Below are 12,514 nucleotides of genomic sequence, written 5' to 3'. Positions count from 1 at the left end.
AGGCGCCTTGAAGATAGTATGTCTAAGATTTTCATATTAGATTTTGCTTACGATCTGATCGCTTACCAACGTATCAAGATCTGGCATATTTGGAATGCGATTGTTATCAACTAGGAATCTAGATTGGACATCTAGCGCCTTGTTCAGGACACCTCGGCTGTAGACATCTTTGATCTCTTCGGTGTTGAAGTAGAAATAGCCGTTGAGCAACGGCTCCACCTCAGGTGCTGTTACACCTGCGCGGCCAACGCTTTCCTGCCAAGCAATCATGCGCTGAACCACAGACGCATTGTCTTCGCGCAACATACCAACCGCCTCATTGTGGAAGGCTGCGACAGCCTGTGTCAGCGCCTCTTCTTTGGCATCAATGGTTTGTTGCGTTGTCATGAAGACATCCATGATGGACGGACGAGCGTCGATGGGCATTGCAGAACCATCCGCCAACATACTTGCGCCAGGGAGCTTATCAAAGATCAGTTTACGAGAGGTTGCCAGTGGGACAGTTGCATCAACGGCGCCTGCGATCAGTGCGGCTTGGGCGTCAATTGGCTCCATGTTGATACGAGTTAATGGCATATCGGCAAGACCGGCTTGTTCAAGCGCCACACCCAAGAAGAAGTCGAAGTTTGAACCGGAGGTGACAGCAATTTTCTTGCCCTCCAAGTCCGCCAGAGACGACAATCCAGGTCTGCCAACGATTGTGAACAGGCCAGATGCATCGCCACAGATCGAAATCTCTCTGAAATCTGCTACTTTTCGTGCCATAGCAGCAAGCGGCGGTACCGAGCCAACCGTGATCGCATCGACGGATCCGCCAACCATCGCTTCAATTGCAGGCGGACCAGAAGGGAAGACGCTAAAATCCATTTCAACACCCGGTGCAAAGCCTTGATCTTGGACAAGCCAATACAGGCCAAAGGAATATGCAGGGATAATACCGATCTTCAGTTTTTCAGTGGCTGCATGCGCTTTGCCAACAAAGAACGTCGGCGCGGCAAGCGCAGCACCAGCAGCAATACCCCCTTTGAGTACACCACGGCGCGAAACGTAACTTACTTTGGAATTCGACATTATATCCTCCCATTGGATTTTTCAGTCTAATTGCCTCTGTCCTCCCAGAGTTACCAAGAAGTTAGTTGCAACCTTTTACATTTGTCAAATGTTTTGTCATAAGAAAGATAGATTATTGACGTATACCCATGCCAATTACAGACGCAAATTTGCGACTATAGGCCTGTTCTGAACGGATGGGGTACAAATTTCGAGTTATTGTGTCAGTAGATTGTTGGCGAGTTCTTCATCAACGCAAAGGTGGGTGACCAAGCCACCTCTCAAAGCTGCACTTACGGCTTCCAAGCGATTTGGGCCCGTTGCAATCATTAGTTTTCGCTGAGCTTTTTTCAGCTGCTCGATTTCGATTGCGATCAATCGGTCTTCCGGAGGCAAACCAAGCGGCAGCCCCTCCTCCGATATATAGCGCCCACAAACAATCGCTTTTGCGCCAGCCTCAACTGCTACCTCGAGCTCGTTATCATTCGCAATTCCTGCGGCGACCAAATGTGTGTTTGTCTTCGTGTTCCCGATGGAGAACACCGCCACATCCAAGTCTTGCAATCGATCTAACTGGGTGGCGATCGTTGGCTCCGAGCGTAATTGCAGCGCTAACTTTGCCGATGATAGGACTGCCGGCGCATGCAATGTGTAACAATCCCCATTCAAGGACTTGGCGATTCTAATGGAACAGTCTTCTGATGTAGGCACGCGGTCAGACACCATAGAGCCGATCATCTGACATACCGTAACGTTCTGAAGATTACTTTGATTCATCGCGAGTGACACCGCTTTAATCGTCTCACCCCACGCGACGCCAACGACATCACCGGACTTAACAATATCACTGACGGCCAGCGCCCCAACGCGGGCTACCTGTGGCAATGTCGACTGGCGCGACTTGCCTCCATTGGCCTGCGCCACATAAGCATCTTGTAGATCAAATTTTTCACAGAGCTGACGGGACAGTTTAGACCCTGACAGAACTTCTCCACCCACGCGGATTTCAACGATGCCCCGCTCACGACAATCACGCAGCATATTCACGACTGTCGGCCGCGAAACCCCAATCCGCTTAGCAATCTCACTTTGGGTCAAACCCTCGCCATAATAAAGCAAGGCGACGTTTGCGAGTTGGGCATCTTTATCGTTGTGACGTGTGTGATCTTTTGGGGCCATCCTACTCGTTTACTTTTTTCTGACCTTCTTGACCATAGTTCTTGCGAAACCACTGGAAACAGCGGTCAATTTCCTCTTGAGGCATTTCTTCGACGGGGCCACGGCACATAGCGAGGTGTGTGGTCATTGCGGCCTCCTCTAGGTACATTGCGATAGAAGTCGCTTCAGTTGCAGATTTACCCATGGTGAAAACGCCATGCGCCTTAACCAAAGCTGCGTATCCGCCATCGGCGGCTTCAATCACCGCTTGACCGGTATCTACTTCGCCGGGGGTCGCATAGCGCGAGCAAGGCACATCACGGCCCAGTATATGGGTTATCGGTGTGAGAACAGCCGGAATCCGCTCGCCGCGTGCCGCAAAAGATGTCGCGTAAGGCGAATGGGTATGAGTGATGCCAAAGACATCAGGACGATGTTTATAAATATAAAGGTGCACGCCGGTATCTACCGAAGGCTTTTTCTCACCCTCAATCAAATTACCTTCAATATCAACGACCACCATTGTTTCTGGTGTAAGCTTTTTGAATTTAACACCAGAAGGCTTGATGACGATCAGTCCTGTTTCCGGATCTCGCCCCGAAACGTTGCCCCCTGATCCAACCACGAGCCCGTTCGCAGGCAATTCATGGTTTTGCTCACAAACTTCATCTTTAAGCGCTTCAAGCATTTTTTTGGCCCTCAGGAATGCCATGTGGATACACGACAATTTTCAATGATTTCTCTGCTTTGCGCAGCATTTCAAAGGCCTCGGCACTATCTTCGATCTCAAACCGGTGAGAAATCGCTTCATCCGCTTTGATCCGTCCTGCTTCCAGAAGACGGATATAGCTGTAGGTGTCGGTGTGATCCGAACTGTACCGCGATGTTATAGTGATCTGATCAAAATAGGCCCGGCTGCCTTCACGAACCCAATCAGTCCCGGGTGCTAGCGGCGCGCCCAAGTGCATTGTTCCGCCCACTTCAACAAGTTTTTCTGCATCCGCCCAGGCCTGAGGGAACGGCGCGATCACGATCACAGTATCGGCCAGACGCCCGTTGTTGGCAGCGCGCAGCGCTTCAACTGCATCTTCAGACTTCGGGTTGATCGTGTGGGTCGCTCCAAAGAACTTTGCTTTCTCCAACCGCCAGTCCGAAAAATCTAACGCAATCACTTTGCCTGCGCCAAACAGCGGCGCCAGATGCACAAAGCCTTGGCCCATAAACCCAGCTCCGACAACGGCCACTGTGTCTCCGGGTTGGATATTACAAACCTTCAGGCCAGACATCACGCACGACCATGGTTCAATTGTAATCGCAGCTTCAGTCGACACATTTTCAGGCAATTTGTGCGCATCCATCCTCAGGTGCTGCGCTGTCACGCGGTAGTACTCGCACACACCACCGGGATCGAGCTTCATGGATGCATAAAACGGATCGCGGGTGAAATGGCCACGCCGCGATAGGTGGCTATCGACCCGCCCAACGTGGTGATTAATAAACATCCGGTCCCCCATTGCGTAGTCGGTCACATCCGCTCCGACTTGCACCACTTCGCCAATGGGCTCATGTCCCAGCACCTTAGGATCAGCCTTTTTATACCAAGCCATGGTTTCGCCACCACACAGACCACAGGCCAGCGTTTTTAGCAGAACCTCATCGCGGCCAATTTCAGGGACCGGGCGTTCTTCGACGCGAATGTCATCAAGCGCGTGATAGACGGCGGCTTTCATCATATTGGTCATTTTTTTTCCTTCGAAGTCTGCGCCCAGAAAGCCTGTGCTGTCTGAGAAAGGGATTTGTAGATTGCAAAGGCCTTGTCATAGGCTAGGCCATTCGTTGAATTGGGATGAAAAACAGTGCTGTTTTCGTCGCGCGCAGCTAAGGTACAGGCTGCGCCCTTGTCGTTCGCAGCCGCGCCCAAACAAGCCGCGCCCCATAGACCATGGTCCGAGGCATCACTGACTTGAATTGGCGTTTGCATCACGTCTGCGATGATCTGACACCACAGCGGGTTTTTTGCGCCGCCGCCGGTTAAACGAATGATACCATTAGGCAGCTGACCGCATTCAGAAACATAACAATCTCGCAGGCTGAAGGCCGCGCCCTCCATTACTGCGCGCCCCATGTCTGCCTTTGTGCTCGTACTGCGCAAGCCAAAGAACCCTCCTGTCGCTTCGGGGGCGACAAAAGGCGCACGTTCTCCATTCAGGTACGGCAAGAAAGTGACGCCGTTTGCTCCCGCCGGAACCTCACGCGCAAGAGCATTCAATTTACCTGCTATCTCAGCGGGTGTTTCTCCACCAAGTGTCTGAGGATGCAGAGCGCAAAACCAATCAAAGGCCGCAGCTCCTGTTGTTGGTGCAAGAATACGAGTCAGAGTTTTGCCGTTTGCATGAAAGGCGGTTGCCCCGACAGGCCTCTCATCCAGCGTGACCTCATTTCTTAGAATATTCACAACCGCAGTTGTGCCCAAGATCATCATGGTATCACCGGGACTTTCCATTCCCATTCCAACAATCATCGCAGAGAGATCTAGTGTTCCAACTGATACCGGCAATCCTGCAGGCAAACCTGTCGCTCGAGCCGCCTCGGTTGAAACGCGACCCAACGGCGTTTCGGCAGATTGCGGCTTCAGCAAGCAGGTTTTCAGATCCTGTGCATTGAGTGCCGCTAGCGCATCATCGCTATAACCACCTTCATTCAGATCGAGGAACGGGATCGACGCGTCGGAGAAATCCACCGCCACCTCGCCTGTTAGACAAAGGCCAACCCACCCGGCGCAGTGCATAATATGGGCAATGTCCCGCACGCGATCCGGTTCGTTGTCCTTGAGCCATCCATAAATCGGGCCAACTGTGCCTGGCCACAACGAGGTGTGGCAGGCGTGCGCGATTTTCGTAAGCTCCTGCTTGCTGAGATCCGCAAGAATGCCGGCAGCTCTTGTATCATTCCACAAAATTGCCGGACCAACTGGTTTACCGTTCAAATCCGTTGCCCAAAATCCATCGCCTTGAGCTGCAAGCCCGATGCTTTCGATTTGCGTTGTATCTACAGTTTTTAGCGCATTGCGCACTGCATCACACACACCCTGCCAAACCTGAAGCATGTCCTGTTCACTATGCCCTGGCGCAGGCGTCATGACAGCGCTTGAAGATTCACCATACGAAACCTGCACACCTTCGGACGTATAAACCGCCGCTTTTACGGCTGTTGTTCCAACATCGATCCCTAACCAAAGCGGGTTCATACTGTCGCTCCCTCTTCTGATGTCTCTCTTTTGCAGAAACTAGGGGGATCAAATACGCGTATGTCAGGTAGTTTATCGCGCCACAGCTCAATCTCGACCAAGGTCGTATGTGCGATATTACCCTGTGCCAAACCTGAAGTTCCTTTATCGATGGTCAACGTATTGGGGTTGCCGTGCACATCGATGCGACCTTGTTTTGTTTCTTGCAGATCAAGCCATGCGCCTGTTGGCAAAACCACTACATCGCGCCGCATAGCATCGCTGAAACGAGTGGCTGCCAAACATGCACCACGCGAATTGAAAAGCTTAACAACGTCTTCTTCCGAAATACCCAGGTCTTTAGCAGTATCTGGATGCAGCCAGCACACTTCACGTCCCTTAATTTTGCGCGCGCGACTTTCCTCGCCATTGTCGAGCTGACTGTGCAGTCGGGCGATTGGTTGATTTGAAATCAAATGCAACTGCGTAGGTATCGCTTCTCCCAGCCACTCTTGTGGCCTAAACCACGCAGGATGCCCAACACAGTCTGCAAGTTTTTGATCCGCGATACGCTGACTAAACAACTCGATCCGACCGCTTGGCGTATTCAAAGCATTTGATATCGGGTCACGAATAAAATCCTCAAATAGTATGCGGGTTTCATCTTGTTCTGGAATTGTAAAATGGCCGGTCTTTTGAAAGGCTTCGTAGTCGGGCAATTCAAACCCTTCTTCTTTGGCGGCGACCTCACAGCCAGTCCACATCCATTTCTTCCACTCTTCTTCTGACCGGCCTTCTGAAAATGCCGCCGCAAAACCCATCTTGTCAGCCAAAGCGCAGAATATTTCATGGTCGTTCTTGGCTTCACCCACCGGATCAATCGCTTTGCGCATGGCGATTAGATTGGGATCACGCCGATTTAAGAAAAGATCATCACGTTCCAAAGGCGAGGTTGCTGGTAACACAATGTCCGCCCGCCGTGCGGTGGCCGTCCAACTGTGATCCTGAATGATCACAGTTTCAGGAATACTCCACGCGGTTTCCAGTTGGTTTAAATCTTGATGATGATGAAAGGGATTGCCGCCACCCCAATAGACCAATTTGATTTCAGGGTACTCGCGCACCCCGCCATCGTAGGAGTAAATCTCTCCTGGTTTTAAAAACATGTCAGTGATCCGCGACACCGGAATATAGTCCGATATCGGGTTCTTTCCCTGCGGAAAAGCTGGCCAACTGATGAAGCGTTTAGGGCGTCCAGGCGGCGTGGTCGAGCCATACCCAAAGCCAAACCCTAATCCAGGCTGCCCAATTTGCCCTAGCAAACAAGCCAAAGCGAGAGCCGCCCAAATGGGTTGCTCTCCATGGTCCGAACGCTGAACGCCCCAGGCCACAGAAATCATGACCCGTTCTCGCGCCATACGCGACGCCAGTTTTACGATTTCCTTTGGATCGACATCACAGATCTCAGCAGCCCAATCGGCACTTTTAGCGACGCCGTCTAACTTACCCAGAACATAGGATTTGAAGATTTCAGCGCCTGAGGTGTAGCGATCCAGAAACGCTTGATCGTGTAAATTGTTGCTGATCAATTCGTACGCGAGAGCCAAGATCAAAGCGACATCAGTTCCTGGCCTGATTGGCAACCATGAAACACCATTGGCGGCTTGATAATCTGATTGCAAAGGCGAGATATTAATAGCCTGCATACCTTTATCTGATGCGCGCCGGACCCAGTCCTCAACTTCATGTGCCCAAGTACCGCCTGAAGCTATCTGTGCGGTACGCCCCGAAATGCCCCCGAATGCCAACATGAGAGTGCAGTTTTCAGCAATCAAAGGCCAACTGGTCGCATTTTCTTCGATCTGCTTGTTACTCATCCCCGTTATGAACGGAAACAGGACTTCAGCGGCAGCGTGTGAATACGTATCCTTCTGCCCGACATAACCGCCTGCAAGGTTCAAAAATCGACGCAGTTGCGAATGACAATGGTGGAATCGCCCGGCGCTGGCCCAGCCGTAAGAGCCACCAAAAATGGCGCTATTGCCATGCTGCAGACGTACGCGCTTCAATTCTGAAGCTGCCAGATCCAAAGCTTCACCCCAAGGGACCTGAACAAAGGAATCGTCCCGACACCGTGCTTTACCCTTATCACCGGTCAACCACCCCTTGCGGATCGCAGGCTTTAGGATGCGGACCTTTTCGTCGCTCACGGCAGATAGCCATCCTCGACCGATCACCGCAGGTGAACCGTCTTTAGGATTTGGGATTAGCGTTGTCCCATCTCGATTTTGATGGATTTCATACCCACCCCAATGAGCGATTGTTTTGCCGGAAACAGAGGTCCCGTTCTTAAGCGTCATGTCGACAACTCACTTTTACATTTGTAAATTAATATGGCATATGCTATCGATCTCGACAATATCCAATTCCTCGTTTTTTTGAATAGGAGGTCGCGCAATGCGCAACGAAAAGACCACTGAGGAGGTGGCGCTCGGCATCCGCCGTCGTGTATTTGAACATTCCATGCGAAATAATGGTGGCTACCTTTCTCAAGCCTGTTCCGCCGGTGAACAATTGGCGTGGCTCTATAACGAAGAGCTTAACTTAGGCGCTCCTACACTACCGATGATCCCCAAAGATTTTGCAGGCGTTCCATCTGCAACCAACACAGACTACCACACTGGCGCTGGATACAATGGCCCGGCTTCGCCTGAATTTGACCGTCTGTTTATCGCACCTGCACACTATGCACTGGTGGCCTATGCGACATTGATTGAAGTCGATCGAATGGCACCAGAAGGCCTGCAGATGTTTAACAAAGATGGGTCTAGCGTCGAAATGATTGGCGCGGAACATAGCCCGGGAATGGAAGTACATAACGGCACACTGGGCATTGGCCTATCAACGGGTGCAGGCTTGGCATACGGGCGCAGGTTGCGCGGCGACACGGGCCGCACTTGGGTCTTTATGTCCGACGGCGAAGTACAAGAAGGTCAAACATGGGAAGCGGTTCAATCAGCTGCCCATCATGGTATCGACAATCTATTTGCAATAATGGATGTGAATGACCAGCAGTGTGATGGCGCGATGGATAGCGTCATGGAAGTTGGTGATATTAAAGCCAAATTCCAGAATTTCGGTGCTGCCTGCGTTGAAATCGACGGGCATGACATCAATGCAATGCGTGACGCTGTTAAAGAAAAGCACGATGGAAAACCGCTGATTATTCTAGCGCGCACCAATCCATTCCACGCCATGTCAATCTTGGAAGAGCGTTTTCCGCGACTTCATTATGTGCGCTTCAAGTCAGAAGACGAAAGAGCTCGCATGAATGCCTCCATCGCCAAAGACCTTGGCCTCGATCCAATCGATTACGCACATTAAGGAGCCTGAGATATGGTAGAAATGGTATCCCGCCCCTATGCCTCGGCCTTTGAAAAGTTTGCTGCTGGCAACAAAGACATCTTGTGCCTAAGTGCGGATTTGACGTCTTCGTGTGAAATAGATGGCTTCCGTGATCGCCACCCCGATCAGTTTATGTCGATGGGAATGGCGGAACAAAACATGCTGAGTTTCGCTGGCGGCCTCGGCATGGCGGGCTTTCGTCCCTTCATTCACACCTTTGGCGTGTTTATGTACCGCCGTCCCTACGATCAGCTGATGGCCTCGATTGCCTACCCGCGCCGAAAAGTCCGGTTGATGGGCTTTCTACCAGGCGTCACAACGCCGGGCGGCATGACTCATCAGTCAATCGAAGATATCTCGGTCATGCGCTCGATTCCTAATATGACTATTCTGGAAACTGGCGACGCAACCGAGGTCGAAAGCATCTGCGAAGCAGCCGACAGCATTGATGGCCCGGTTTGGTGCCGCGTACTACGTGGATCAGTTCCACGCTTGTTTGACAGCCCAATCAAGGTTGGTGAAATGCGGGAATTGTCGTCTGGGGATGACATCCTAGTTGTTACATCTGGCATCTGTACCGAAGAGGCAATGCGTGCGCGCTCTGCATTGAAAAAGGCTGGCCTTTCTATTCGCCACCTTCATCTGCACACAATCAAACCCTTTGATTCCAAAGCACTACTGGATCATATCGCTTCGGTAAAACACGGTGTGGTCACTCTGGAAAACCACGTCACTGAAGGCGGTATAGGATCGCTGGTGGCGGAAACCATGGCAGATGCAGGAGTAGGAAAACGTCTAGTGCGCCTGGGTCTAAAAGACACTTATGCACACGGCGGTTCCCGCCCCTATTTGATGCGTTACTACGGCTTGGATGCCACAGCGATGGTACGAGGCATTGAATCCCTCATGGGCCAAAAATTTGGAATCACAGAAAGTGATTTTGATACAGCCCGTGTGGAAGACGTGCACTCTTTGGTCAAAGCAGAAGCTCTTTAACCATTTGCACACCTCCCCAGAAGGCCATGCTACTTTCAAGCATGGCCTTCATGCAGGCTAATTTGACAACGCCCTGCGCGGCTGCCACTGAGCTTTTATGAAAAATGCATCGTTTAACATAAGTTGGTTTGATGGTGGCAAAAGCCATACCGGCACTGATCGACCTGAAATCAAAGCGGATGGCGAAAGCCCGATGCGACGGGTCACACTAAAGCCATTTGGCATTGGCACCACTACTGTAACCTTTGCAGATTTTGCCGTTTTTGTGGATGATACAAATTATCGAACCGACGCCGAACACTATGGCTGGTCCTTTGTATTTCGAGGCCTAATACCTGAGCACAATGGGCTACAAGCGCCTGGTTTACCGTGGTGGAATGCCATGAATGGCGCAACATGGCGTGCGCCCCTTGGCAACAGTAGCGATTGGCAAACAACACCTGATCATCCGGTTGTACACGTCTCTTGGAATGATGCACAGGCCTATGCCAAATGGCTCGGTGGTCGGCTACCGACAGAAGCCGAGTGGGAACACGCTGCGCGCGGCGGACCAGAACCGATGCGCTACCCCTGGGGGAGTGACGAACCCTCAGACACAAATACGCAGCATTGCAACATTTGGCAGGGCATTTTTCCTGAAAAAAACACCGAAGCGGATGGCTACTATGGTACGGCCCCCGCGCAAAGCTTCCCCCCGAATTCAGCAGGTCTATATAATCTCTCAGGCAACGTGTGGGAGTGGTGCGAAGACCAATTCAAAATCCGGTCCGTCAGCTCAATCGCCAAGAAGCGAAACCAATTCGCCAAACAAGAAAATGAGCGGATATTGAAAGGCGGCTCGTTCCTTTGCCATTCATCATCTTGCTGGCGCTATCGCATCGCCGCGCGCAGCGGTCGACAGGCGGACAACGGCACATCAAATTGCGGGTTTCGCGTGGCCTTTGACAAGAAAGAGGGCTAGACGCCCTCCTCTTCCAATTCAAGCTGCTGCGATGGCATCATTTGTCATGCCCAATCGATCAAGCTGCTCGTTCGGATAACCTTCTAAATCCATCAATTTGCGCGCCAATTTCAACATTCGGCGTTTTTGGTTCTGGTCGCTGTCCCAAAGGTTGTTTTCTTGGACGGGATCAGCAGCACGATTGTAAAGGAAACTCTCGTAGGTGCGCGGATCAATAGAAATCGGGGTCTTCCAAAGCGGCAAATCAACAGAATCGTCAAACATGCCTTGCTCCGCCGGAGTTTCAGGCGGCTTGCCGACGCGACCATCCACCGGGTTATCGACAATCAAAGGTCTAAAGATCGCCGTTGAGTATGTGAACAAAGGCTTACCTTCAATTGGCGCACGAAACAGGGTGTATTCACCATCTGTAACACAAAGCCCCTGCCCGAAGGTGCCGTAAATCAGAGCCTCATGCGGGCTGTCTGCATCTTCTGTAATCATAGGCAAGAAGGATTTAGCGTGCCGATTGGCGTCAGGGATTTCGCCACCTGCCGCATCAATCAGCGTTGCAAAAAGGTCCACGGTTTGGGTCAGCCCAACCACTCGTTTGCCTTTACCTGGATGCTTAGGATGCCAGACAATCATCGGAATATTGGCATGGCTGTCATAATGCGGGAACTGCTTGCCGAATGCACGCCGCTCACCCAGATCGTGCCCATGGTCGGTGGTAAAGACCACCATGGTGTCCTCCCACAAGTTCAACGCATCCATCTTGGTCATGAATTTTCCAAGCCAAGTGTCCATCATCGTGACCTTGCCCATATACTGCGCCTTCAGGAAAGCGAGTTCTTCAGGTGTGGTTTCATTCATGAACCTCTCGAGGTCCTCATAAACCTGATAGGGTGGCCAGATGTTATAGTCATTCTTGTCGCCATCGGTGTACATGCTGGCGTAAGGCTCAGGCACTTCAAAGGGTTCATGCACATCAAAGCACTCGACCTGCAGGAAGAATTCTCCTTTATCAGCGTTCTCATCAAGCCAATCCATCGCACCTTGGAACACTTTGGGTGCAAAGTAGTCCTCTTCGCCTTTGAAATCCTTCACATTGGCAGCATATTGCCTGATGTGTTCCGCAGCTCGGTATTTCGCAACATTCTTGACCCATTGCGGATCTTCTTCCTTGGGGTCATGCATCTTCCAGCTGTCGACTTCATGACCTCGCACCAACTGAAGGTTGCCAAAGCCCTGCATGTAGCCGTTCGCCTCTTCTTCCCAATAATGGTAGTGATCAGTGACCATGGCAGTGTTCATGCCGGTTTTGGCAATTTCCTTCGGCATCCTTGGGTCAAAGACCTCCATTCCGCCCCACGGGCGCCACAGGAATTCTTTACGCCCGGCCATAATCTCACGGCGCGCCGGCATACAAGGAAGGCTGCCAACAAAATGATCTTCAAATACATGCCCGCGATCCGCCAGCATTTGTACATTCGGGGCCTTGCAAACAGTGTCCGGGTTGTAAGTTGTCAGGCAATCTTTGTTTAGGCTATCCACCAGGATCATTATGACGTTCACGTCGCTCTCCAGCTGCTAACTTTTATTAAGACACAAATTACGCACTCTTGGTGTTTTTTACAAATGATTATTTTATTGTCTTTTGTTAAATCTCAGTGATGCGTAGTCAACTTTAAGAAATTGATTAAATGCAAACAATCTCTGGCACATGGTCAAATTACGGT

The 12,514-nt window shown here is 51.3% G+C and carries 10 protein-coding genes; 3 read left to right on the top strand and 7 right to left on the bottom strand.

The window, feature by feature from the left end; genetic code table 11:
* Positions 1-36 precede the first annotated feature (36 nt).
* The 6 genes from JXQ85_RS04155 to JXQ85_RS04130 all read right to left on the bottom strand — a co-directional run bounded on the left by JXQ85_RS04155 (position 37) and on the right by JXQ85_RS04130 (position 7,794).
* A complete protein-coding gene (locus JXQ85_RS04155) occupies positions 37-1,071 on the bottom strand; it encodes an ABC transporter substrate-binding protein (protein ID WP_421747615.1) in 1,035 nt (344 codons plus the stop codon).
* 195 nt (positions 1,072-1,266) lie between these two features.
* Complete coding sequence (locus JXQ85_RS04150; RefSeq protein ID WP_421747614.1) at positions 1,267-2,229, bottom strand: sugar-binding transcriptional regulator; 963 nt, start codon at positions 2,227-2,229, stop codon at positions 1,267-1,269.
* A 1-nt stretch (position 2,230) separates the two neighbouring features.
* On the bottom strand, positions 2,231-2,896 hold the full coding sequence (locus tag JXQ85_RS04145) for a class II aldolase/adducin family protein (RefSeq protein WP_421747613.1): 666 nt from the start codon (positions 2,894-2,896) through the stop codon (positions 2,231-2,233).
* Positions 2,889-3,950, bottom strand: coding sequence for a zinc-binding dehydrogenase (locus JXQ85_RS04140; protein ID WP_421747611.1), 1,062 nt, complete (start codon positions 3,948-3,950; stop codon positions 2,889-2,891). The genes JXQ85_RS04145 and JXQ85_RS04140 overlap by 8 nt, the downstream gene beginning before the upstream one ends.
* Positions 3,947-5,455, bottom strand: a complete 1,509-nt coding sequence (locus JXQ85_RS04135) for an FGGY-family carbohydrate kinase (protein WP_421747609.1) — start codon at positions 5,453-5,455, stop codon at positions 3,947-3,949. Before JXQ85_RS04135 ends, JXQ85_RS04140 begins: the two co-directional genes overlap by 4 nt.
* On the bottom strand, positions 5,452-7,794 hold the full coding sequence (locus JXQ85_RS04130; RefSeq protein ID WP_421747607.1) for a molybdopterin-dependent oxidoreductase: 2,343 nt from the start codon (positions 7,792-7,794) through the stop codon (positions 5,452-5,454). The genes JXQ85_RS04135 and JXQ85_RS04130 overlap by 4 nt, the downstream gene beginning before the upstream one ends.
* Positions 7,795-7,891: 97 nt before the next feature.
* Here JXQ85_RS04130 and JXQ85_RS04125 point away from each other — a divergent pair, with 97 nt between their 5' ends.
* The 3 genes from JXQ85_RS04125 to JXQ85_RS04115 all read left to right on the top strand — a co-directional run bounded on the left by JXQ85_RS04125 (position 7,892) and on the right by JXQ85_RS04115 (position 10,796).
* Positions 7,892-8,818 (top strand): transketolase, encoded by a 927-nt coding sequence (locus JXQ85_RS04125; protein ID WP_421747605.1) that lies wholly within the window; start codon positions 7,892-7,894, stop codon positions 8,816-8,818.
* A 12-nt stretch (positions 8,819-8,830) separates the two neighbouring features.
* Complete coding sequence (locus JXQ85_RS04120) at positions 8,831-9,835, top strand: transketolase family protein (protein WP_421747604.1); 1,005 nt, start codon at positions 8,831-8,833, stop codon at positions 9,833-9,835.
* Positions 9,836-9,932: 97 nt separating this feature from the next.
* Positions 9,933-10,796, top strand: a complete 864-nt coding sequence (locus JXQ85_RS04115; protein WP_421747602.1) for a formylglycine-generating enzyme family protein — start codon at positions 9,933-9,935, stop codon at positions 10,794-10,796.
* An 18-nt stretch (positions 10,797-10,814) separates the two neighbouring features.
* Here JXQ85_RS04115 and JXQ85_RS04110 read toward each other — a convergent pair whose 3' ends face one another.
* Entirely contained in the window at positions 10,815-12,350 is a 1,536-nt protein-coding gene (locus JXQ85_RS04110; RefSeq protein ID WP_421747600.1) for a sulfatase, read from the bottom strand.
* Positions 12,351-12,514 lie beyond the last annotated feature (164 nt).

The sequence above is a fragment of the Cognatishimia sp. genome (genome assembly GCF_049116455.1).
Taxonomy (GTDB): Bacteria; Pseudomonadota; Alphaproteobacteria; order Rhodobacterales; family Rhodobacteraceae; genus Cognatishimia.
This window is presented reverse-complemented; position numbering and strand designations above follow the sequence as displayed.

Bases quoted from the DNA above. Each gene is read 5' to 3' on its own strand.
- JXQ85_RS04155 (WP_421747615.1), bottom strand. From the start codon at position 1,071: ATGTCGAATTCCAAAGTAAGTTACGTTTCGCGCCGTGGTGTACTCAAA.
- JXQ85_RS04115 (WP_421747602.1), top strand. From the start codon at position 9,933: ATGAAAAATGCATCGTTTAACATAAGTTGGTTTGATGGTGGCAAAAGC.
- JXQ85_RS04130 (WP_421747607.1), bottom strand. From the start codon at position 7,794: ATGACGCTTAAGAACGGGACCTCTGTTTCCGGCAAAACAATCGCTCAT.
- JXQ85_RS04120 (WP_421747604.1), top strand. From the start codon at position 8,831: ATGGTAGAAATGGTATCCCGCCCCTATGCCTCGGCCTTTGAAAAGTTT.
- JXQ85_RS04135 (WP_421747609.1), bottom strand. From the start codon at position 5,455: ATGAACCCGCTTTGGTTAGGGATCGATGTTGGAACAACAGCCGTAAAA.
- JXQ85_RS04140 (WP_421747611.1), bottom strand. From the start codon at position 3,950: ATGACCAATATGATGAAAGCCGCCGTCTATCACGCGCTTGATGACATT.
- JXQ85_RS04125 (WP_421747605.1), top strand. From the start codon at position 7,892: ATGCGCAACGAAAAGACCACTGAGGAGGTGGCGCTCGGCATCCGCCGT.
- JXQ85_RS04145 (WP_421747613.1), bottom strand. From the start codon at position 2,896: ATGCTTGAAGCGCTTAAAGATGAAGTTTGTGAGCAAAACCATGAATTG.
- JXQ85_RS04150 (WP_421747614.1), bottom strand. From the start codon at position 2,229: ATGGCCCCAAAAGATCACACACGTCACAACGATAAAGATGCCCAACTC.